This window comes from Telluria beijingensis, assembly GCF_030770395.1.
In the GTDB taxonomy this organism is placed as follows: Bacteria; Pseudomonadota; Gammaproteobacteria; order Burkholderiales; family Burkholderiaceae_D; genus Telluria; species Telluria beijingensis.
The window spans coordinates 3,931,323-3,954,598 of record NZ_CP132480.1; the positions used below are offsets into that span (position 1 = coordinate 3,931,323).

Sequence of the window (23,276 nt, forward strand, 5' to 3'; positions counted from 1 at the left end):
GAGACAACGATGAACGATCTGCTTGAAACTGGCGTCGAGGAGGCCGGGATTTCCTTCGTCCTGAACGGCCGGCCGGTGCGCCATGTGGTGCCGGTGCGGCGCAACCTGGTGGACTTCCTGCGCCACGACCTCGGCCTGACCGCGGCCCACGTCGGCTGCGAGGTGGGCGTCTGCGGCGCCTGCAATGTGCGCGTCGACGGCGCCGTCGTGCGCGGCTGCCTGATGCTGGCGGTGCAGGTCGATGGCCTGGCGGTCGACACCATCGAGGGCATGAACGACTCGGGCGAGATCGCCGGCCTGCAGCGCGCCTTCGTGGCCTGCAATGCGCTGCAATGCGGCTACTGCACGCCCGGCATGCTGATGACGGCCTGCGAACTGCTGCGCCAGAACGCCTGTCCGAGCCGCGGCGAGATTCGCGACGCGATCTCGGGCAACTACTGCCGCTGCACCGGCTACCAGAGCATCGTCGACGCGGTCGCGCTGGCGGCGCAGGGAGGCCAGCCATGAGCGGCCCGCTGGAACAGGCGGACGGCCGCCTGATCGGCGCCTCGGTCCCGCGCCCCGACGCCCAGCGCCTCGCCGCCGGGTGCGGGCGCTACCTGGACGACCTCTCGCCGCACGGCGTGCAGCACGTCGTGTTCTACCGCAGCCCGTTCGCGCGCGCCCGGATCCACGCGATCGACGTGACGCAGGCCGCGGCCATGCCGGGCGTCAGCGCGGTCCTGACGGGGGCCGACATCGCCACCGTGTGCGCGCCATGGACCACGCGGCTGGCGCTGGTAACCACGCACGTCTCGGCCAGCCAGACGCCGCTGGCCATCGACGAAGCCTACTGGCAGGGAGAAGCGGTGGTGGCGGTGGTGGCCGCGACCCGGGCCCAGGCCGAGGATGCGCTGGAAGCGATCGAGATCGACTGGGAAGAAGTGGACCCGGTGGTCGACCCGGAAGCCGCGCTGGCGCCGGGCGCGCCGACCTGCCATCCGGGCATCGCGACCAACCTGGCGCTCGAATCGCATGCCTCGCGCGGCGACCCCGGCGTGGCCTTCGCCGGGGCCCACCGGGTGGTCGCGCGGCGTTTCAAGTTCGGCCGCCAGACCGGCGTGCCGCTCGAGCCGCGCGGCATCCTGGCCAGCTTCGACCGGCGCACCGGGGAGCTCGACATCCAGCAATCCCACCAGGTGCCGTTCCAGATGCAGGAGATCTTCGCGGCACAGCTGGACCTGCCGCTGGAAAAGGTGAGGGTGGCCTGCCCGGACGTCGGCGGCGCCTTCGGCATCAAGCTGCACGCCTATGCCGACGAGATCGCGGTGGCCGCCATCGCGGTGCTGCTGGGCCGTCCGGTCAAGTTCCAGGCCGACCGCCTTGAATCCTTCGTGTCCGACGTCCACGCGCGCGACGCCAGCGTCGACGCGCAGCTGGCGGTCGACGCCGACGGCCGCATCCTGGGGCTGGACGTCGACCTGCTGTTCTGCTTCGGCGCAGTCTCGGTCTATCCGCGCTCGAGCACCGGCGAAGCCCTGCAGGCCTTTTCGCTGAGCGGCGCCGCCTACCAGGTGCCGGCCTTCCGCGGCCGGGTGCGCGGGGCATTCGTCAACAAGGTGCCGACCGGCGCCTACCGCGCCGTTGGCCAGCCGATCGCCAATGCCGTCATCGAGCAGCTGATGGACGATGCGGCGGCCGCCATCGGCATGGACCCGGTGGCGCTGCGGCGCCTGAACCACCTGCCATCGCGGCCGGACGACGGCTCGATGCTGCTGACGCCGGGCGGCATCCCATTGGGGCCGCTGTCGCTCGACGCCTGCCTGGACCAGGTGCTGGAGCGCATGGACTACCCCGGCCTGCGCGCGGCGCAGGCCGATGCCGCGGCCGATGCCGCCGCCAGCGGCGTGTACCGCGGCATCGGCCTGTGCACCTTCGTCGAACTCACCGGGGTCGGCGCCAGCATCTACGGGCCGAACGCCGTGCGCGTGGCCGGCAAGGAAAGCGTGCGGCTAAGCCTGGCCCCGTCGGGCCGCATCGTGTGCCGCACCAGCGCCACCGAACAGGGCCAGGGAACGCGTACCGGGCTGACCCAGATCGTGGCCCAGGCGCTGGAGGTGCCGATGGAGCTGGTGGCGGTCGCCGGCGGCGATACCGGGCGCGATCCCCATGGCGGCGGGGCCTGGGCATCGCGCGGCATCGCGCTGGCGGGCGAGGCGGCGCTGTTGGCCGCGGCCGATCTGCGCGCCAACATCCTGGCGGTTGCCGCTGGCCTGACGGGCAAGGAGGCCGCCACCCTGCGCCTTGCCGCCGGCGCGGTGGTCGATGCCGGCAACGCGCAGCTGTTCACGCTGCAGGAGATCGCCCGCTTCGCCCACTATGACACGATCCCGATCAAGCTGGCCGCCATCCCCGAGATGACGGTCGAGCGCAGCTACACCCCGATCGGCAAGCCATATTTTGCCGCCAACGGCATCCAGGCCGCGCACGTCGAGGTCGACGTCGGTACCGGCATGGTGAAGGTACTCGATATGTGGGTGGTCGAGGATTGCGGCCGGGTCATCAACCCGCTGCTCACCGACGAGCAGATCCGCGGCGGCGTGGTCCAGGGCATCGGCGCCGCGCTGTTCGAGGAATGCATCTATTCCGAGTCCGGGCAGATGAGCAATGCCTCGCTGGCGGATTACCTGATCCCGATGGCGGGCGAGATGCCGCAGATTCACGTCGGCCACGTCAGCACGCCGGAGCGCGAGACCAGCCTGGGCGCCAAGGGCGTGGGGGAGGCCGGCACCGTGGGCGCCATCGGCGCGATCTGGTGCGCCGTCAACGACGCCCTGCGGCCGCTGGCCCAAACGGTGTGGCGCCAGCCGTTCACGCCGGCCCACGTGCTCGACGTGCTGCATCATCCCGAGGCCCGCATGGCGCCGGTCGCGCTGCGGCCGTTCGATGGCGACGGGAGCGCCGTGGAAAACTAGCGTCGCCCTTGCTCGCGGTCGGCCTGGTGGAGCTCGCGCACGATCCGGTAATCCTGGTCCGACACCGGCACGAAGCGCGCGACGTTCAGCCGGTCCAGCACGTCGGCGCTTTGCGGGCCGCCGCGGTTGAAGAAGGCCGCGCGTATTCTTTCCTTCAGGTCGTCGCACAGCTGGCCGCGGAATACGAAGGGGTCGGTCGGGATCGGGGTCGACTTCCACACGACCCGGATCTGCCGCTCGCGGTCCGGGTTGGACGCCATTTCGGTCGCCAGGTTCTGGCTTCCGACGAAGGCGGCGTCGATCTGGCCTGCCAGTACCCGGTTCACCGACTGGGTGTGGCTGCCAGTGTAGCCGACCTGGGCGAAATACGATTCAAGCGGCGCGCCGACCTGCCTGGCGAAGACGTGGCGCGGGACCAGGGCGCCCGAGGTGCTCTCGGGATCGACCAGGGCCAGGCGCTGGCCGCGCAGGGTCGCCACGTCCTTGACCCCGCTGGCGGCGCGCACGATCAGCAGCGAATGGTAGAACGCGCCGGCGGGCTGGAAGGTGGAGGCCTTGTTGGCGTAGTTGGCGAACGGCGTCAGTTGCGGGTCGGCGCGCCGTGCCGATACATAGGACGCCGGCCCGATCCGCGCCAGGTGCACCGCGCCGGACAGCAGCGCCTCGACCACCGCGCCGTACGAAGGCGCGACATAGACTTCCACCTGGATGCCAAGCGCCGCGCGCAACTGGTCGAGCAGCGGTTGCAGCTCGGCGAGCTCTTTCTTGACGTTGCCGCGCGGGATGATCGAAAAACGCAGCCGCTGAGGGCGTTCGCAAGCGGTGGCGAGCGCGTTGGGAGCGCAGGCGCCGAGCGCCGCGAGGAGTGGCAACTGCATCGCGGCGCGGCGGCGTGGGTCGGGGGTCATGTCGGCTGATAGGTGAGGGATTGCTTGTGGAGGAGGGGCGCGATCTGGCTTGCCGCGCCGGGACGCTGCAGGTAGAAGCCCTGCACCTGGTCGCAGCCGGCGGCCTTCAGGTGCACCAGCTGGTCCTTGGTCTCGACGCCTTCGGCCACCACGGTCAGGCCCAGGTTGTGGGCCAGCGAGATGGTCGAGGCGACGATCACCGCGTCGTTGGTATCGTTGCGGATGTCCTTGATGAAGGAACGGTCGATCTTGACCGCATGGATCGGGAACTGCTTCAGGCGGCTCAGGCCCGAGAAGCCGGTGCCGAAGTCGTCCAGCGCCATCCGGATCCCGGCCGCGGCGAGGGCGTCCAGGTTGCGCTGGGCGGTCTCCGCATCCTCGATCAGGCTGCTCTCGGTGATCTCGATCTCGACCAGCTCGGGCGCGATACCGTGCCGGGCCAGCGCGCCGCTGAAGACGTCGAGCAGCCGCTCGTCGCGCAGCTGGCGCGGCGACACATTGATCGCCACCGGCACCAGCGGCACGCCGTCGGCCCGCCACTGCGCCAGCTGGCGGCACACGGCGTCGATGATCCAGCGTCCCAGCGGCACGATGAAATCCTGTTCCTCGGCCAGCGGGATGAAGTCGCCGGGGAAGATCAGGCCGTGCTCGGGGTGTTCCCAGCGCACCAGGGCCTCGAGGCCGACGATGCGCAGCGTCTCGAGTTCCAGCTTGGGCTGGAAGTGCAGGCGGAATTCGTTGTCGTGGATGGCGGCGCGAAAGCGCGCGGCCAGTTCGGAGTGCAGGGCGCTGGAGGCGTTCAGCGAGGCGTCGTAGAAGCTGAAGAAGCCGCGCCCGCGCGCCTTGACGCTGTACATCGCCTGGTCGGCGTGCAGCAGCAGGGCGTCCAGCTGCTGGCCGTCGCGCGGATAGAGCGCGATCCCGACGCTGGGACTGGTCTCGACGGCGTGCCCATCGAGGTCGGCGTAGACTTCGGACAGGCGCTGCACCAGCTTGCCGGCCAGCTGGGCGACGAATTCCTCGGACGGCACTTCGGACAGCAGGACCACGAACTCGTCGCCCCCGAGCCGCGCCACCAGGTCGTATTCGCGCACCGCGCCGCGCAGGCGCGCGGCCACGGCCTTCAGGAGCTGGTCGCCGACGCCGTGGCCCAGGGTATCGTTGATCAGCTTGAAGCGATCCAGGTCGAAGAACAGCAGGGCATACAGGTTGCGGCTGCGCCTGGCCCGCTTGAGTTCCGCCGACGCCATCTCCTGGAACATCCTGCGGTTGGCCAGGCCGGTCAGGTGGTCTTGCGAGGCCAGCGCCAGGGCGCGGCTCTTCTCTTGTTCGAGCTGGGCGATCAGGCGCTGCTTTTCCTGCTCCGAGATGGCCACCGCGCTGTGCAGCCGCTGCTGGCGCCACAGGCCGGCAGCGATGCCGATGGTAACCGCCAGCACCAGCAGCGAATAGGCGCCGGCGCGCACGAAATAAGTCTGGTGCTGCGCGTCCAGCCGGCCCAGCACGACGGCCGGATCCTGGACCACCGTGACCCGGATCGGGATGTCGGCCAGGATTTCGCGGGCGACGATCGCGCTTGGTACAGCCCCTGGCGTCGACCCCGGCGCGGTCGCGTGACCGCCGGCAGGCAGCAGGATGCCGCCCTGCATGATGGCCAATGGCTGACCATCCCGGTGCACGATCTCGATGCGTCCCTCCGGGCCGAGGTCGACGTTGCGGTAGCTGCCCAAGAAATATCCCAGGTCGACCATCGCGCCGTAGTAGCCCCGGATTGCGGCGCCGTCGCCATCGAGGCGCACCAGGACCGGCAGGCGCCAGGGGTATTTGCCGCCCGCCGCCGGATGCCCGATCGACAGCGCCGGCGCTTCGCCCGGCTGGGCCAGCGCGCGCGCCAGCAGCGCCTGCAGTTCCGGTTCGCGTTCCTGGCGGGCGGACGAGTACAGCAGGGCGCCGGCGCCGTCGAATACCGCGGCGCGCACATAGGCCGAATCGCCGACCAGTTGGGGATTGAGGTGGGCGGCGGTGGTCTGGAGACGCTCGCCGTCGCCGCCGGCAATGCGCGCGTAGAGCGTCGCCCGGCCCAGCACTTCCTCGAGATTCGTGGCCACGATGAGGACGATGTTTTCGCTGCTGGTGATCGCCGCCTGGCGGGCGACGGTCTTTTCCTGCTCGGCGCGGTCGAAGTAGAACAGCCAGACCGAGATCACGATCGTGCAGCCCAGGATGCAGGTCATGGGCAGCAGGGCATTGGGGCTGACCAGCGACAGGACGCGGCGGTGCAGGCTGGCGATCAGGGAAGGGGTGGAGGCGGGCACCGGGCTGTCGTATTACATAAGCAAATGGACCCATGCTATCGATGTCATGTGACAGTGTCGTGACATGGCGATGACATTGCGCGTCGCGTGCCATTTACCGAGTCTGCTATCCTGCCCGTTCGCCGTGAATGGAGGATCGCATCGATGACGCTCGACTCTTGCGCCGCGCCGCGCAGCACCCACTGGATCCGGTTCGCCGGCGCCATCGGGCTGGCCGCGGCCACGATGGCCGGCCAGGCCGCCCATGCACAGGTCCCGACGCCGCCAGAGGCCGCGGCGCCGCAATGGCGCCAGCAGCAGTATTCGCAAGAGATGCGGTCCCGGCCCACCGCGCGCCACGAGAATGGCTTCGTGGCGGTGGCCGGGCGCCTGATCCTCGTCGGCGGCCGTGGCGAGCGGCCGCTCGACATCCACGACCCGAAGACCGGACGGTGGACCCAGGGCGAGCAGCCGCCGTTCGAGATCCACCACCTGCAGGGCGTCGAATTCGGGGGCAAGCTGTACGTACTGGGCGCGCTGACCGGCAAGTTCCCTGAAGAGGCGCCGGTGCCCGATATCCTGATCTACGATCCCGTGGCCGACCGCTGGAGCAAGGGCCCCGAGATCCCGCCGCACCGGCGGCGCGGCGCCAGCGGCGTGGCGGTGCACGAGGGGACGATCTACCTGGTCGGCGGCAATCGCCGCGGCCACATGAGCGGCTACGTCGCCTGGCTCGACGCCTTCGACCCGGCCAGTGGGCGCTGGACCGAGCTGCCCGATGCGCCGCATGCGCGCGACCACTTCCACGCTGCCGTCATCGACGGCAAGCTGTACGCGGCCGGCGGGCGCCGCTCCGCACATGACCTGGGCAATGCCCTGGCGCAGACCGTGGGCGAGGTGGACGTCTACGATATCCGGGCGCGGCGCTGGAGCACGCTCCCGGCGCCGCTGCCGACCGAACGAGCGGGGACGGCCAGCGCCGTCGTCGACGGCAAGCTGGTGGTGATGGGCGGCGAAAGCCTGAAACAGGAGCCGGCCCATCGCGAGGTCGAGGCCTGGGATCCGAAAACCGCCCGCTGGCAGTCGCTGCCCGCCATGCCGGTCGGCCGCCACGGCACCCAGGCCGCCATGCTGGGCGGCCAGGTATACATCGCGGCCGGCAGCGGCAATCGCGGCGGTGGGCCGGAGCTCGACGATCTCTGGAGTTTCCAGCCCGGTGCGGGCGTGAATCGTGGGTCCGCGCGCGACCCCGCCTACGATGCCTTCGCGCTGATCCCCGAAGCGCCGGGTTCGGGCTGGATCGACGCCACCCTGCCCAATGTGCCGGTGGCCCCGGCCCTGCACGCGACCGATTCGGTCTTCATCGACGTCGACCACGACGGCGACCTGGACGTGGTGGTCTCGGTGGAACATGGCGTCAATCGCCTGTACCGCAACGATGGCGGCGGCAAGCTGGCCTATGTGCCGGACGCCTTCGGCACCCGCATGCACGACAGCGAACACGTGCGCGCCGCCGACTTCAACCGCGACGGCCATATGGACGTGGTGTTCGTGGCCGAGGCGGATGAACGGCACCAGCTCTACCTGGGCGACGGCAAGGGCGGCTTCCTCGACGCCAGCGCGCGCCTGCCGGCCCATAGCCAGGGCAATGCGCTCGCGGTCGGCGACGTCGATGGCGACGGCCTGCCCGATATCTTCATCGGCAGCACCGGCGAGGCGGGCGGCGGCAAGGAGGTGCCGGCGAAAAACCTGCTGTTCCTGAACGACCCCAAACGACCCGGCCATTTTATCGATGCCTCCGCGACCCACCTGCCGCAGGCGAACGACCAGACCGAAGGCGCGGTGCTGGCCGACATGGATGGCGACGGCCACCTCGACCTGGTGCTGGCCAGCCCCAGCCAGCCGAACCGGCTCTTGATCAACGATGGCAAGGGACGATTCAGGGACGAGTCGCACCGGCTCGAGCTGACGGTGCCGATGGAGACCCGCGAAGTGCACGTGCTGGACGCGAACGGCGACGGCAAGCTCGATATCGTGTTCTTCAATATCACCAGCAATAACGCCGGCTGGGAGAAGGACCCGCAGACCCGGCTGCTGGTCAACGACGGCAAGGGCCGTTACCGCGACGAGACCGCCGCCCGGCTACCGGCCCATACTTTCTCGAGCTGGGCCGGGACGGTGGTCGACTTCAACGGCGACGGCGCGCCGGACCTGCTGGTGGGCGCGATCCAGGTGCCGGGCTTCGTCCCGCTGCAGGCGCGCGCCTGGCAGAACGACGGCAAGGGCAATTTCAAGGACGTGACCCTGTCCGTGCTGCCCGGCGTGACCGTCGGCCGCAGCTGGAGCATGGGACGCGGCGACCTCGATGGCGACGGCAGGGATGACGTCTTCATCGGCGGCTGGGGCACGCAGGCGCGCCTGCTGCTCAGCGATATCAACAAGCACCGCGCGTCGCTGCCGCCGGTGCCGAAGCTGGAGAAGCGGACGCGCTGATGCGTCGATCAGGGCGCCGGCCTGAGGACGAATTCCGTGATCTCGGCCGGCACGCCCAGCCGGATCGGGAACCCGTTCCACAGTCCGGTGCCGTTGCTGACATAGAGCTGCATGCCGCCAATGCGGTAGCTGCCCGACACATAGCCGCCGTTCGCGCGCTTCACGACCTGGTCGACACCGCGGATCATGCCGCCATGGGTGTGGCCGGATAGCTGGACGTCGATGCCGGCGGCGGCATTGCCGTCCACGCCGATCGGCTGGTGGCTGAGCAGGATTACTGGCGCATCCGGCGCCCCGGCCAGCGCGCGCGCCGTGTCCGGTCCTTCCATGCCGAAGCGCGGCGCCACCCGGTCGGTCACCCCGGCCACCGTGAGCCTGCCGCCCCCGTGCTCGATCGTTACGTGGCGGTTGGCCAGCACCCGCATCCCGAGCCCTTCGAAGGTGCGGGCCCAGCGCTCGGCGCCGAAATAATATTCGTGGTTGCCGAGGCTGGCGATGACGCCGTGGCGTGCTGCCAAATCGGCCAGCGGCGCGACGTCGCGCGCGCGCGCCTGCGGCGAGCCGTCGATCAGGTCGCCGGTGATCACGACCAGGTCGGGCCGCAGGGCATTGCTGCGCTCGACCACCGCGCTCACCCAGTCCTCATGCATCAGGCGGCTGATGTGCATGTCGGTCAGTTGCACCATCCGGTATCCGTCGAGGCCAGCGGACAGGTCGCGGATCGCCAGCTCGACCCGGCGCACCTCGGGCACCTGGATGGCCTGGCCCACGCCGATGGCCGACAGCACGGCGCCGGCGGCGATCGTCGCATAGCGCAGGCGCAGCGTCACGCGCCCATCGATGGCGCGCCCGCGCCGTAGCGCCCAGGCGGCCAGCAGGCCCAGGTCGGCGACCAGCTGCAGCAGGAACGCCAGCAGGAAGCTGCAGTACAGCCAGCCCAGCGCGACGATGAAGATGCGCGGGATCTCGGGCGAGTACATGGTGCCGAACACCCAGCGCTGGATCATGTGGTGCTGGCAGACCAGCAGCAGGGCGAGGCCCAATCCGATGCGGGTGTAGCGGTGCAGGGGAAGCGGAACGATCAGGCGCAGGACGAGGTAGAGGTAGGCGGCGTAAACATAGGGGAAGAACACGGGGACGGCACTCTGGTTTCTTGTTGAGTCGCCGCGATGATAACGCAGTTGGCGCCGGGGAGACGCGCTGACGCGATTCGTTCCAGTTTAGTAAAACGAACTAAACTTCTCCAGATCCGTTCATGGCGGTTGAGCAGCCGTTTTTTCCTTTGTATAAATCGCTACAGTGCGCGTCACCGAGCCAACACCCCAGGAGCAGCCCATTACATGAAGAAGCACACCCTCGTATCGACCTTGGCGCTGCTGTTCGCGAGCGGCGCCGCCAATGCCGCCGAAGCGCGCTTTTCCACCTCGTTCGAAGCCGGCCAGCCAGCGCCGGCGACGCTTGCGGGCGAGGGCGTGAAGGTCGCGCCGGGCAGCGGCCCCGAACGCCCCTACGCGGCCAAGAAGAATGCGGCGTATACCGGATTGCAGGCGCTGCACTACCGCGCGGATGGACAGGGCGGCCGCCTGCGGCTGTGGGAGGTCGATATCGAGGTCAGGCCTGATACGGTCCTGTCGTGGATGGTGCTGCCCGAGATCGTCGATGGCGACATCGACACCTCCACCCATGTGTCGCTCGACCTGGTGCTGGACGACGGCCGTCGCGTGTCGAGCCTGGACTTGCGCGACCACCACGGCGTGCGCCTTGGCGCCCTGGCCCAGGGACAGTCGAAGACCCTGTATCCGCAGCAGTGGGCGCGCAAGGCGGTGCGCCTGGGCGAACTGGAAGGGCGGCGCATCAAGGCGATCGAACTGGAACTGCGGCCGAGCGCCAAGGGCGGCGCCAGCGGTTGGATCGACGATGTCGAGATCAAGGAGCAGCCGCTCGCCAGGACAGCCCGCCTGTCCGACCATGTGTTGACCACGCGCGGCACCCAGGCCAACGGCACTTTCTCGCGCGGTAACAACATCCCCGCTACGGCCATGCCGCATGGCTTCAATTTCTGGACCCCGGCCACCGACGCCGGCACCCTGAACTGGTTGTACCGCTGGAACGAGCAGAATGATGCCGACAACCGCCCGCGCCTGCAGGCGCTCTCGCTCAGCCACCAGCCGAGTCCCTGGATGGCCGACCGCCAGACCTTCCAGGTCATGCCGTCCGGCGCGCAAGGCCGGCCCGACGCCGACCGCCAGCGCCGCGCGCTGCCGTTCTCGCACGACCGCGAGCTGGCGCGCCCGTACACCTACCGGGTGGACTTCGACAACGGCATCCGCGCCGAACTGGCGCCGACCGAGCGCGCGGCGATCTTCCGCTTCCAGTTCCCGAAACAGGGCGACGCCAACCTGCTGTTCGATAACGTCGACGACCGGGGCGGCCTGACCCTGGACGCGGCCACGCAAACCCTGCGCGGCTATACCGATATCAGGAGCCGGCTGTCGAACGGCGCCACCCGCATGTTCGTGTTCGCGCGCTTCGACCAGCGCTGGCAGGACAGCGGCGCGATCGAGACCGGTCGCCCGACCGGCTATATCAAGTTCGACGCCGACAAGGGCGAGGTGCGCATGCGCATCGCCACCTCGCTGATCTCGGTCGAGCAGGCGCAGCGCAACCTCGAGCTGGAACTTGGCGACGCCGGCTTCGACACCGTGCGCGAGCGTGCCCAGGCGGCCTGGGACAAGGAGCTGGAGCGGGTGCGGGTGCAGGGCGCCAGCGCAGACCAGCTGACGACCGTCTATTCGAACCTGTACCGCCTGTTCCTGTACCCGAACGTCGCCCATGAAAACGTCGGCACCGCCGCCCGGCCCGACTGGCGCCACGCCGACCAGAGCAGCTGGTCGAGGGACCAGGCTGGAGGCGACGTGGCGAAGACTTCGGCGCCTGTCTTGCCCGGCAAGGTCTACGTCAACAACGGCTTCTGGGACACCTTCCGCACCACCTGGCCGGCGTATGCCCTGTTGGCGCCGCAGCGTACCGGCGAAATGATCGACGGCTTCCTGCAGCAGTACCGCGACGGCGGCTGGGTGGCGCGCTGGTCGTCGCCGGGCTACGCCGACCTGATGGTGGGCACCAGTTCCGACGTGGCGTTCACCGATGCCTGGCTCAAGGGCGTGCGCGGCTTCGATGCGCACCAGGCCTACGAGGCGGCGCTGAAGAACGCGACCGCCGTGCCGCCGGTCTCGAACGTCGGCCGCAAGGGCCTGGCGCGCTCGATGTACCGCGGCTATGCCGACACCTCGGTCCACGAAGGCATGTCGTGGACGCTGGAAGGCGCGCTGAACGACTTCGGCCTGTCGCAGCTGGCCACGGCGCTGGCGAACGAGGAGGGCAAGGACAGCGGGCGCGGGCGCCGCTACCGCGACGAAGCCGCGTATTTCCGGGCTCGCGCCGCCGACTACGTGCATGTGTACGATCCGGCGACCAGGTTCTTTCGCGGCCGCGACGCCCAGGGTCAATGGCGGGTGCCGGCGCGGGAATTCGAGCCGCGCCGCTGGGGCGGCGACTATACCGAGGCCAATGCCTGGACCTTCGCCTTCACCGCGCCGCACGACGCCGAGGGTCTCGCGAGCCTGATGGGCGGGCGCCAGGCGCTGGCCGGCCGGCTCGACGAGTTCTTCGCGAGCCAGGAGACGGCCGAGGCGAAATTCGCCGGCAGCTACCGCCAGGTGATCCACGAGATGACCGAGGCGCGCGACGTCCGCATGGGCATGTACGCCCACAGCAACCAGCCGGCCCACCATATCCCCTGGATGTACGTCGCCGCCGGCCAGCCGTGGAAGACCCAGCGCATCACCCGCGAGGCGCTGCGCCGCTTGTACCTGGGCAGCGAGATCGGCCAGGGTTATGCGGGCGACGAGGACAATGGCGAGATGTCGGCCTGGTACACCTTCGCGATGCTGGGACTGTATCCGCTGCGGATGGGGTCTCCCGAATACGTGATCGGTTCGCCGGCCTTCGCGCGCACCGAGGTGAAGCTCGAGAATGGCCGCACCCTGACCGTTATCGCCCACGGCAACGGCCCGGACAATGTGTACGTGCAGTCGCTGAAGGTCGACGGCCGGCCCTGGAACCAGCCGTGGATCCGCCACGCCGACATCGCCAATGGCGCCACCCTGGAATTCACGATGGGCAGCCAGCCGTCGACCTGGGGCAGCGAGGCCAAGGCCTTGCCGGCGTCGATGACCGCTGCCGGCCAGCGTCCCGCCGGCCTGCTCGACCGCAGCAAGGGCGCCACGCTCACGCTGGACGGCAAGGGCGCCAATGGCGCGCTGGTCGATGACGATGCGGCGACGACCGCGGCGCTGCCGGCCAGGGCCAGCATCGGCTTCGCGCTCACGAAACCGGCCACGATCGGCTACTACACGATCACCGCTGGCAAGGCGCCGCTGGGCAAGGTGAGCTGGACGCTCGAAGGCCGCGACGGCGAGGGCGGCTGGGTGGCGCTCGACCGGCGCGAGGACGAGGCCTTCGACTGGGAGCGCCAGTTGCGGCCGTTCGGCGTCGCCACCCCGGGGGCCTACCGCGAATACCGCCTGCGCTTCGCCCAGGATGCGGCGTTCGAGCTGGGCGAACTGGAGCTGCTGGAAGCCGGGCAGGGTGGATAGCGGTGCGATCAGTGTTTACTAAAAACCGCTAAAACATGCCCGGTTTTACCTGCCCTGGTTGACGGTGCCAAAACGCGGCTGCTATAAATCCAGCTCGAATCGACGCTTCGACAGGCGTTTATTAAACCAAGGACCGACAGACCAATGATGGACAGGATTTCGATGCCGCGGGTGCGGCCGTGAGCCAGGTCACCCTGCGCGACATCGCCAGCGCGACCGGGCTGTCGATCGGCACCGTCTCGCGCGCCCTCAAGAACCAGGGCGGCATGACCGAGGCCACCCGCGGCGTGGTGCGCGAGGCGGCGCTGCGGCTGGGCTACGATTTCTCGCTGCTCAAGAAGGGCCGCATCCGCCGCATCGCCTTTTTGCTGCACAGCCAGCACAACACGCTCACCTCCAGCCCGTTCTTTACGCCGGTGCTGCACGGCGCCGAGGAAGCCTGCCGGCGCGAGGGCATCGCCCTGTCGCTGATCGTGGTCGGCCCCGCCGAGCCGGTGCTGGAACAGCTGCGCCTGCACCAGCCCGACGCGATCCTGTGCGCCGGCTTCTTCGAGCCCGAGGTCCTGGGCGCCCTGCGGCAGACCGGCAAGCCGATGGTGCTGGTGGACATGCACCGGCGTGGCTTCACCTCGATCAATCCGGACAATATGGGCGGCGGCTACCTGGCCACCCAGCACCTGCTGCGCTGCGGCCGCAAGCGCATCGCGATGCTGTCCGGCTCCCTGGCCCACTACAGCATCCAGCAGCGCAACCGGGGCTTCCGCCAGGCGCTGTTCGACGCCAGGATGCACGCCGACCCGTCCCTCGAAGTGATCGTGCCGACCATGGGCGAAGGCGAGGAAGGCGTGGTCGAGGCCATGCGCAGCCTGCTGGACCTTCCGAAACGGCCGGACGCGCTGTTCTGCTACAACGACAGCACGGCGCTGGCGGCCATGAAGTTCTGCCTGGCCGAGGGGCTCAAGATCCCCTACGACCTCGCCATCGTCGGTTTCGACGATATCGCCGCTTCCCTGGCCGCCATTCCGCCCCTCAGCACGGTCCACGTGGACAAGGAAGCGCTGGGGCGGACCGGGGTCGAATCGCTCCTGCACAAACCGGACGACAACCCCTCCCAGATAACCCTGCCAGTCGAGATGATCGTGCGCGAGAGCAGCTACGACGACTAGCACACCACTTCCAGCCGCCACCATGACCAACTACCCGAATTTTCGCAGCCCGGACGTGCTGCTCGACCATGCGCGCCACACGATGCGCTTCTATCACCCGCGCGCGCTCGACCCCGCCGGCGGCATGTACCACTATTTCAAGGACGACGGCGCGGTCTACGATGCCAGCCACCGCCACCTGGTCAGCAGCACCCGCTTCGTGTTCACCTATGCCATGGCCTACCGCCAGTTCCGGGACCCGGCCTATCTCGCGGGCCTGACGCACGCGGTCGCCTTCGTGCGCGAGGCGCACCGCGCTCTGGATGGCGACGGCTATGCCTGGATGCTCGATGGCCGCGAGATCGAGGACGGCACCCAGCACGCCTATGGCGAAGCCTTCGTGCTGCTGGCCTATGCCCACGCCGCGATGGCCGGCCTGGACGAGGCGCGCCCCTGGATCGGCGAGGCTTTCGACCTGATGGAAAGGCGTTTCTGGAACCCGGACGACGGCCTGTACGCCGACGAGGCGAGCCAGGACTGGCGCGTGCTGTCGACCTACCGCGGCCAGAACGCCAATATGCACGCCTGCGAGGCGCTGCTGGCGGCCCATGCCGCAACCGGCGAACAGCGCTACCTGGAGCGCGCGTATACCGTGGCCTGGAACATCACCCAGCGCCAGGCGGCGCGCTGTGGTGGCCTGGTCTGGGAACACTACGACACTGCCTGGCAGCCGGACTGGAAATTCAATATCGACGATCCGGAGAACCTGTTCCGTCCCTGGGGCTACCAGCCCGGCCACTTCACCGAATGGGCCAAGCTGCTCCTGCTGCTGGAAGCGCGCGCGAAGGGCGTACTGGACAAGGACCTCGACTGGCTGCTGCCGACCGCCGAAAAGCTGTTCGGGGTAGCGGTGGAGAAGGGCTGGGACGGCGAACACGGTGGCCTGTGCTATTCGCTGGCGCCCGACCTGACGGTGTGCGACGCGCACAAGTATTTCTGGGTGCAGGCCGAAAGCGCCGCCGCTGCCGCCATGCTGGCCGCGCGCACCGGCAACGCCGAATACTGGACCTGGTACGACCGCCTGTGGCAATACAGCTGGACCCATTTCGTCGACCACCAGCATGGCGCCTGGTACCGCATCCTGGACCGCGAGAACCGCAAGCTCAGCGACGAGAAGAGCCCGGCCGGCAAGGTCGATTACCACACCATGGGCGCCGTCTACGACATCGTGGCCGTGCTGGAGGACGGCGCCGGTGCTGAGAGCCTAGCCCGGTAGGTGGGAGTCGCTCCTGGCGCGCCTGGCAGGCGTGTGCTGCGTTGCTCGTCGTTGCATGGCTCGCCATGCGGCCTCCTCGCGCCTTGCCCACGCCAGCCATGCATCACCATCAGCTTCCCCCCACCTACCGGGAAAGGCTCTTGATCCGCCCTTCATGCTGTGCGCCGGCGAGGCGCTGACCGACATGATCGACCAGGGCGGCGGGCGGTGGGTGAGCCGCGTGGGCGGCTCGACCTGGAACGTGGCGCGCGCGCTGGCGGCGCTGGGCGAGCCGACGGCCTTCGCCGGCGCCATCAGCCGCGACCGTTTCGGCGACGCCCTGTGGGCGGCCAGCGAGGCGGTCGGCCTGGATACGCGGCTGCTGCAGCGGGTCGACCGTTCGCCGCTGCTGGCCGTGGTGGAGCAGGGCGAGCCGCCGCGCTACTTCTTCATCGGCGACGACAGCGCCGACCTGCACTTCGACCCAGGTCTGTTTCCGGCCGGCTGGGCCGACGGCCTGCGCTGGGCGCACTTCGGCGGCATCAGCCTGGCGCGCGCGCCGCTGGCCGGCAGGCTGGTGGCGCTGGCACGGCGGCTCAAGGCCTATGGGGTCAGGATCAGCTACGATCCCAACTACCGCAACCTGATGGACGAACGCTATACGCCAACGCTGGAGGCGATGGCCTCGCTGGCCGACCTGGTCAAGGTGTCGGACGACGACTTGCGCGGGCTATTCCCCGGCCTGGGCCTGGACGCCGCGCTGGCGCGCCTGCGCGGTTTCAATCCGGCCGCCTGCTGCCTGCTGACGCGCGGGGGCCAGGGCGCCAGTCTGTTCCGCGGCGAGGAGCGCTGCGACGCGCCGGCGCCGCAGGTGGCGGTGGTGGACACGGTGGGCGCCGGCGACGCCAGCGCCGCCGGCCTGCTGCACAGCCTGGCGCGCCATCCGGGCCGCAGCCTGCAATCGCACCTGCATGCGGCGCTGGCCGCGGGTTCAGCCGCCTGCCTGCAGTCGGGCGCCACGCCGCCGGCGCCGGCAACCATGCGACAGTTGTTCGCAGTGCTCGAAGGAGAAGTTGCGTGATGCGTCGACCCGGCAGCCTCCCGCGTCGCCTTACGGCACAATCGGAATCACGATCTCCGCGCGCGGCAAGGCCACCAGCTTCCCCTTGACCTCGATATAGGCCTCTTCATAGTCCAGCCGGATCCGGACTTTGCGTCCCGGGCAGCCAGGCCCCGCGTCCACGTCGGCGACGACCCGCCTGCCCGGCAGATTGGTGATCGTGCCAAAGGCCGGTTCGCCGTTCCTGAAACACTGGACGAAGAACTGCTGTCCTTCGTCCGTCATCGTCACCACCAGATTGTACCTGCCATCCGGGGCATCGCCGCGGGCATTGCTGAACGTGCCCGAGGCTGGCGTGTCGGAACCGTGCGCGGCGGAACAAAGAAGCAGCAGCAGGCAGGCCAGGTAGCGCATTCTTTCTCCCGTCGCTATATCAATCGAAGGCGTAGTTCACGCTGGCATAGAAGCGCCGCCCGCGCGGATCCGTATAGCTCGGATCGTAGCCCGACAGGAAGAAGTAGGCCTGGTTCGAATACGGCGGACTCTCGTCGAACAGGTTCTGCACGCCCGCGCGCAGCTTCAGGCGCGGCGTCATCACATACGCCGCCGACAGGTCCCACAGCGAGTACGACTTGACCTTGTTCTCCGCCACCACCGAGCCATCGTCGATATTGATCGCCGTGTTCTGGTCGTCGTAGCCGCTCGACCAGGTGTTCTGCAGGCTGGCCGACAGAGGGCCACGTTCCCAGTCGAAGCTTACGGTATGCCGCCAGCGTTGCACCACGCCGTCGGTGACGAACTTGTTCAGGTTGCTGACAAAAGCGTCGCCTGGCGCGTTCTGGATTTCGGACGACAAGACATAGGTGCCGTTCAGGCGCCCGCCGAAGCGCCCCAAGGGCGTATCGACCCCGCGCACCGTCACCGCCAGGTCCAGCCCCTTGGCCAGCTGGGCGCCGCGGTTTTCCTTGCGCAGCTCGATGTAGTCGATCACGTCGTCTTCGTCGCGGTGCACCAGGCTGCCGTACTTGGCCAGGTTGCCGAGGATGATGTCGTCGCCGATCTCGCTGATCAAGTCGGTGCGCTTGATGTTCCAGTAGTCGAGCGAGGCGCTCACATTGCGGCCGGCCGCGAACACGGCGCCCAGCGAGAACTGGCGGCTGCGCTCGGGCTTCAGGTCCACATTGCTGTAGCGGCGCGTGTCCCAGTTGTCGGCGCAGTCGGCGTAGTTGTTGTCGACCGTGGCGCAGTACACCGGGTCCGGCAGGGTCGCGGTGCTGCTGTAGACCGTAGGACGGAACAACTCGTTCGTGGTCGGCGCACGGAAGCCGCGGCCGGCGGAGGCGCGCAGCAGCAGCGCGTCAGTCGGGCGGTAACTGAGGCCGAGCTTGGGGCTGGCCGCGCCGCCGACTTGCTCGTAATGGTCGTAGCGCGCCGACAGCTGCGCTTCCCACTGCTTCGCGAACGGCACCAGCACTTCGCCATACAGGCCGGCGACATCGCGCTTGTCGCTGGTGGCGCGGCCGCCTTCCGGCGCGGCGTCGTTGTTGATGTTGTCGGAGAGGAGCAGGGCCGACGGATTGAAGTTGTTCTTCTCGCGGCGCACCTCGCCGCCGATCGCCACCGCCAGCTCGCCGCCGGCCAGCGGCATCAGGGCGCGCGAAAACTTGACGTCGACGGCGTCCAGCGTGCCGCGCGCGCGGCGCACGACGTCGTCGACCTGGATGCTGTCGAGCAGGGCAAGGCCTTCGGGGCTGGAGGGGCCGAACGGATTGATGCGGCCATCCAGGATGCCTTCCATCAGCTCGTTGTACAGCACATAGCCGTTGGTGTCGCGGTCCTTGACCGTGTTGACGCTGTGGTTGTAGGCGGTGTCGTAGTCCCAGCCGCCCACGGTGCCGCTCATGCCGACCACGAAGCGCATGCCTTCGCTGGTCAGTTCGCTGGTGCGCTGGCCGGCTTCGGACAGGCGCATGCGCAGTTCCAGTTCGCCCGGATAGTCGTCGTCCAGCTCTTCCAGGCCGGTGCCCACCAGTTGCGGCACCAGGCGGTAGTCGATATAGCCGGTCACGCGCGCCGACGAGCCGGTGTAGTACGACTTGGAGCGGCTCAGCGCCACCTCGGCATAGGCCTGGTGGCCGCCGCCGAGCTTCAATACGCCGCGGCTGAGCAGGCTGGCCTTTTCGGTCTTGGGATACAGCTCGGTGTCGCCCATGTAGTTATAGGTGCAGGCATCGACGCCGCCGGTGCCATCCGGCAGGTAGACGTTGGCCGGCGGCGCGCAGTCGGGCGCCGACAGGTTGATCAGGCGGTTCGTGATCGGGCGGCCGTTGATGGTGAAGCCGAGTTCCTGCAGGTGGTCGCGCTGGTTCGCGGTCAGGCGGATGTTCGCCGGGCCGGTATAGCCCGACAGCAGGTGGCCCAGGCGTTCCTCGACCCGCAGGCCGGGGATGAAGCTGCGCTGGCTCGTGTTCAGGGCATTGGTGCGCTGGAAGTCGGCCACCGCGAACACGTTATAACCGTCGCGTTCGAGGTCGCCCTTGCCGGCGCTGATGCTGGCGGTGCGCTTGCCGGCGCCGCCCTCGTCGGTGGTGCTGCCGTAGGCATTCAGTTCCAGGCCCTGGAAGTCCTTGCGCGTGATGAAGTTGATGACGCCGCCGATGGCGTCGGTGCCGTACAGGGCCGAGGCGCCGTCCATCAGCACTTCGACCCGCTCCAGCGCCGCGGCCGGGATGTTGTTCAGGTCGACGCCGCTGTCGTCGCCGGGAGAGGCGAAGTTGGCCATGCGCCGGCCATTGAGCAGCACCAGGGTCGACGAGGTGCCGATGCCGCGCAGGTTGGCGCTGTTGAAGCCGCGCTGGTCGCCGCCCACGTTGATGCTGGCGCCGTCGGTCAGGCCGCCGACGTTGGCGGACACGCGGGCCAGGATTTCGGACGCGGTGGTGACGCCGGCTTTTTCGATCTCGGCGCGCGAGACGATCTGCACCGGCAGGGCGGTCTCCGCCTGCACGCGGCGGATGGCAGAACCGGTGACTTCGACCTTCGGCATGTCGGCCGGCGCGGTTGCGGGCGCCTCCCCGGTGGTCGTGGCGGGCGCTTCCTGCGCCAGCGCGACCGGCAATCCCGCGGCGACCCAGGCGCCGGCCAGCAGCGCGCCGCGTACGGCCCGCACAGACATCCCCAACTTCAGCTTCATCATCGTCCTTGTGTAACTACAAAATAATCGACGATATTAAAGCGGCTGCTGTGCGGCGGGTGAGGTTCGATGACAACTATCGTTGTCGGGATCGCGGAGTGTTGCGAATCTGGTACGCCCGAGCGAAGTTCAGGTGGCGCTGGCCGACCCCTGGGCAGTGTCCTCGTCACGCTTGACGTGGACGATCGAGATATCGAAGTGGTAGCTCATGGCCGACACCGCGCCCATCGCGTCGCCGGCGCAGATGCGGTCGACCACCGCCTCGTGGGCGTCGATCACGCGCGTCAATTCGCTTTCGCTGCGGCGATCATCGAAGTGGATGCTGGACGACGCTTCGACCGGGGTGCGCAGGGCGGCCAGCAGGATGCTGTTGAGCGGATTGCCGCTGGCCTCGGCGATCACGGTATGGATCGCCGTGTCGCAGGCGACCCGCCGTGCATGGTCGGAGCCGGCCGAGCGCATCTGCACCACCAGCTCGCGCAGCCGGCTGCGCTGCTGGGGCGTGGCGTAGCGCGCCGCCAGTTGCGCCGTCTGCAGCTCGATCGCGCGCCGGGTTTCGATGACGTGGGCCACGCTCACCTGGGCGGTGGTGAGCGCGTAGTCGAACACCTGGGCCAGCACGTGCGGGTCGATCGCCTTCAGGCGCGGCTTGCGTCCGCCCTCGATCTCGAGGATGCCGAGGGCGGCCAGCGTGCGATAGGCCTCGCGCACGCTGCCCCGGCTGACCTTGAGATCGAGCCCGATCTGGACCTCGCTCGGCACGGTGTCGCCCGGCCTGAGCTGCTCGCGGTTGACCAGGGCGAGCAGGTGGCGGGCCACCTGGGCCGACAGGGTGGGACGTTCGAGCGAGGGAAGTGGTGCGATCTGATTCATCCAGGCAGGCTAACTTTTCTGAGGTTGGCTGTCAAACCGGCCGCTCCACGGAAGCCTGCGGCGCCGCCGACAGCGCCGGGTAGACCCGGCCGATGCGGCGCGACAGGACCCAGAAGAAGGTGCCGGTCAACAGATTGATGAGGGCGACGCAGGTCATCGACAGGCGCAGGCCATCGACACCGCTCGCATTGAAGGCGTCGCTGAGAACGCCGACCAGCAGCGGGCCCATGCCCTGGCCGATCACCACGCCGATGACGCCGATGATCGCCACCGCGGTGGCGCGCGCCGCCGGCGTTACCAGGTCCTGCACGGTGCCGAATACCGGGCCGGCCAGGGTGCCCGCCGCCAGGAAGGTCACGAACAGCAGCGCCATCGCGAGCATCGGGTGCGGCACATAGAAGCTGCCGATCAGCGGCACCAGCACCGCCCAGCTGATGCAGGCCGAATAGCGCGCGCCCCAGGTGCGCGAGCCTTTCGCATACTTGACCGTCAGCTGGCCGCCGACCAGCGCGCCGATGCCGCTGGCCAGGCCGACGCCCAGGCCGAGCCCGAGGCCGATCGCCATCGGCGTCATGCTGAAGGCGCGTTCAAAATAGCTGGGCAGCCAGGCCGAGACCGAACCGGCCAGGCCGACAAAGGCGAAGGCGAACACCAGCATGAAGAAGCAGCGCAGGTCGCCCAGCTGGGTCCAGACGCTGCTGGCCAGCGCGGAGGACGGGGGCGGGTCCAGGCGCAGCGGTTCGCGCACCGTGAAATGGAAGATCAGGGCCATCACCATGCCGATCGCGCCCAGGATGACGAAGCCCATGCGCCAGCCGACGGTCTGCACCAGGATGCCGCCGCCCAGCAGGCCGCCCATCATGCCCAGGTAGACGCCGCAGAAGTGCACGCCGAAGGCGCGCCCGCGCAGCTCGCGCGGATAATAGTCGCTCAACATCGAATGCGAGGCCGGCACGCAGCCGGCTTCGCCGACGCCGACGCCGATGCGGGCCGCGAGCAGGAACATGAAGCTGGTGGCCAGGCCCGAAATGCCCGTCATGAAGGTCCACACCACGAAGCTCAGGGAAATGATCCACTTGCGGTTGCCGCGGTCGGCCAGGCGCGCCAGCGGAATCGACACCAGGCCGCCGAGCAGGGCGAAGGCCAGGCCGGTCATCAGGCCGAGCTGGGTGTCCGACAGCAGGAATTCCCTCTTGATCGGCTCCATGAACATCGTGATCACGACCTTGTCCACCGAGCACATGAAGCCCACTACGGCCAGCGCCACCAGCACGTAGGTGCGGTAGGCCGGGCTGAATTGCGGGGTCGCCGCCGGGACTGGATCTTGCGCCAGCACGCCAACGTCCATCGTATTCGTCATCGGTTTCATGCCGCCACCTCCACATCGGTCGCACTAGTTCGGAGCGGCGCCCAGGCAGCAGGCTCCGTGTCCATGAAGTGGCGCAGCACGCCGGCCCACAGGCCTGCGTCGGCGCCGGAAGCGAAGTGGCCCTTGTCGCTGTCGAGCACCAGGCAGGACCAGTCGCGCGCCGCCGGCAGGGCGGCCACCTCGCGCGCCAGCGCGGGCGAAAACACCTCGTCGGTGCGCGAGACGACATACAGCACGGGCGCGCGGATGGCGTCCAGCCGGTCGCGCAGGTCGAAGGTCTCGGCCGCCGCCATCAGGACCACCAGCGAGAGCGGGTCGAAGCTGCTTGCCCATTCGCGCGCCAGGCGGGCGACTTCGCGGGCGCGCACCTCCGCTTCCGGAAAACGCGGCGACAATTCGGCGTCGACGCCGTAGCGCGCCAGGGTGGCGCTGCGCATCGTCGTCAGGCAGTCGAGCAGGGCGTCGCGGTCGCCAGCGCGCCAGGCGTCCCAGCCAGGGTCGGCCTCGAGCGTGGACAGGATGGCGCGCGCGGCGCCGGGCGCACCCGGATGCCAGGGGGCGCCAACGGCGGCGACCACCCGCTCGACCAGATCAGGGTAGCTGACTGCCCACTGGAAGGCCTGGTAGGCGCCGAACGAGGGACCGGCCACGGCGGCCAGGCGGCGCACGCCTAACGCATCGAGCAGTTGCTTCTGGGCGGCGACGATGTCGGCCACGGTCAGGTCGGGGAAGGCCAGGCCGTAGGGGCGGCCGCTGGCTGGATCGATGCTGGCCGGGCCGGTCGAGCCGTAGGAAGAGCCGAGCATGTTGGGGCACACCACGAAGTAACGATCGCTGTCGATCGGCATGCCTGGCCCGACCAGTTCGCTCCAGGAGCCTTCGGCCACGTTGGCGTCGGCGTCGAGCATGGCCGGTCCGGTGGTATAGCCGTGCAGGACCAGCACGGCGTTGTCGCCGGCCGCATTGAGTGTGCCCATGGTGCGGTAGGCGGTGGTCGGCGCGGCCAGGCGCGCGCCGCTGGCCAGGAGCAGGTCCGGCCCGGTGTGGTAGTGCAGGGTATCGTGCGGGTTCATG

General features: G+C 68.9%; 15 protein-coding genes. 7 read left to right on the top strand and 8 right to left on the bottom strand.

Annotation, left to right across the window (positions count from 1 at the left end):
- The first annotated feature begins 9 nt into the window (after positions 1-9).
- Positions 10-507: a (2Fe-2S)-binding protein gene (locus Q9246_RS17525; RefSeq protein WP_306391938.1), complete on the top strand. Its 498-nt coding sequence runs from the start codon at positions 10-12 to the stop codon at positions 505-507.
- Positions 504-2,954, top strand: a complete 2,451-nt coding sequence (locus tag Q9246_RS17530) for a xanthine dehydrogenase family protein molybdopterin-binding subunit (protein ID WP_306391939.1) — start codon at positions 504-506, stop codon at positions 2,952-2,954. The genes Q9246_RS17525 and Q9246_RS17530 overlap by 4 nt, the downstream gene beginning before the upstream one ends.
- Here the strand turns inward: Q9246_RS17530 and Q9246_RS17535 are convergent.
- Together Q9246_RS17535 and Q9246_RS17540 are read right to left on the bottom strand one after the other, a co-directional pair.
- Positions 2,951-3,862 carry a phosphate/phosphite/phosphonate ABC transporter substrate-binding protein gene (locus Q9246_RS17535; protein WP_306391940.1) on the bottom strand — a complete coding sequence of 304 codons (912 nt, stop codon included), beginning with the start codon at positions 3,860-3,862 and terminating at the stop codon, positions 2,951-2,953. The genes Q9246_RS17530 and Q9246_RS17535 overlap by 4 nt on opposite strands.
- The gene (locus Q9246_RS17540; RefSeq protein ID WP_306391941.1) at positions 3,859-6,177 is read right to left on the bottom strand and encodes a putative bifunctional diguanylate cyclase/phosphodiesterase; all 2,319 of its coding nucleotides are present in this window, start codon (positions 6,175-6,177) and stop codon (positions 3,859-3,861) included. The genes Q9246_RS17535 and Q9246_RS17540 overlap by 4 nt, the downstream gene beginning before the upstream one ends.
- Before the next feature lie 144 nt (positions 6,178-6,321).
- Between Q9246_RS17540 and Q9246_RS17545 the strand changes: the two genes are divergently transcribed.
- Positions 6,322-8,649, top strand: coding sequence for an FG-GAP-like repeat-containing protein (locus Q9246_RS17545; RefSeq protein WP_306391942.1), 2,328 nt, complete (start codon positions 6,322-6,324; stop codon positions 8,647-8,649).
- Positions 8,650-8,657: 8 nt separating this feature from the next.
- Here Q9246_RS17545 and Q9246_RS17550 read toward each other — a convergent pair whose 3' ends face one another.
- Positions 8,658-9,782, bottom strand: coding sequence for a metallophosphoesterase (locus tag Q9246_RS17550; protein ID WP_306391944.1), 1,125 nt, complete (start codon positions 9,780-9,782; stop codon positions 8,658-8,660).
- Between the two features lie 207 nt (positions 9,783-9,989).
- Here Q9246_RS17550 and Q9246_RS17555 point away from each other — a divergent pair, with 207 nt between their 5' ends.
- The 4 genes from Q9246_RS17555 to Q9246_RS17570 all read left to right on the top strand — a co-directional run bounded on the left by Q9246_RS17555 (position 9,990) and on the right by Q9246_RS17570 (position 16,788).
- The gene (locus tag Q9246_RS17555; protein ID WP_306391945.1) at positions 9,990-13,307 is read left to right on the top strand and encodes a GH92 family glycosyl hydrolase; all 3,318 of its coding nucleotides are present in this window, start codon (positions 9,990-9,992) and stop codon (positions 13,305-13,307) included.
- A 179-nt stretch (positions 13,308-13,486) separates the two neighbouring features.
- Positions 13,487-14,473, top strand: a complete 987-nt coding sequence (locus Q9246_RS17560; RefSeq protein WP_306391946.1) for a LacI family DNA-binding transcriptional regulator — start codon at positions 13,487-13,489, stop codon at positions 14,471-14,473.
- A 22-nt stretch (positions 14,474-14,495) separates the two neighbouring features.
- Positions 14,496-15,728 carry an AGE family epimerase/isomerase gene (locus Q9246_RS17565; RefSeq protein WP_306391947.1) on the top strand — a complete coding sequence of 411 codons (1,233 nt, stop codon included), beginning with the start codon at positions 14,496-14,498 and terminating at the stop codon, positions 15,726-15,728.
- A 154-nt stretch (positions 15,729-15,882) separates the two neighbouring features.
- Positions 15,883-16,788: a carbohydrate kinase family protein gene (locus tag Q9246_RS17570; RefSeq protein ID WP_306391948.1), complete on the top strand. Its 906-nt coding sequence runs from the start codon at positions 15,883-15,885 to the stop codon at positions 16,786-16,788.
- Between the two features lie 30 nt (positions 16,789-16,818).
- Here the strand turns inward: Q9246_RS17570 and Q9246_RS17575 are convergent, their stop codons facing one another.
- The 5 genes from Q9246_RS17575 to Q9246_RS17595 all read right to left on the bottom strand — a co-directional run bounded on the left by Q9246_RS17575 (position 16,819) and on the right by Q9246_RS17595 (position 23,275).
- Entirely contained in the window at positions 16,819-17,181 is a 363-nt protein-coding gene (locus tag Q9246_RS17575) for a CYTH domain-containing protein (RefSeq protein ID WP_306391949.1), read from the bottom strand.
- A gap of 19 nt (positions 17,182-17,200) precedes the next feature.
- Positions 17,201-19,942, bottom strand: coding sequence for a TonB-dependent receptor (locus Q9246_RS17580; RefSeq protein ID WP_306391950.1), 2,742 nt, complete (start codon positions 19,940-19,942; stop codon positions 17,201-17,203).
- 147 nt (positions 19,943-20,089) lie between these two features.
- The gene (locus Q9246_RS17585; RefSeq protein ID WP_306391951.1) at positions 20,090-20,833 is read right to left on the bottom strand and encodes a FadR/GntR family transcriptional regulator; all 744 of its coding nucleotides are present in this window, start codon (positions 20,831-20,833) and stop codon (positions 20,090-20,092) included.
- Between the two features lie 31 nt (positions 20,834-20,864).
- Positions 20,865-22,202: an MFS transporter gene (locus Q9246_RS17590; protein WP_306391952.1), complete on the bottom strand. Its 1,338-nt coding sequence runs from the start codon at positions 22,200-22,202 to the stop codon at positions 20,865-20,867.
- Positions 22,199-23,275: an alpha/beta fold hydrolase gene (locus Q9246_RS17595; protein WP_306391953.1), complete on the bottom strand. Its 1,077-nt coding sequence runs from the start codon at positions 23,273-23,275 to the stop codon at positions 22,199-22,201. Before Q9246_RS17595 ends, Q9246_RS17590 begins: the two co-directional genes overlap by 4 nt.
- Position 23,276: the final 1 nt, after the last annotated feature.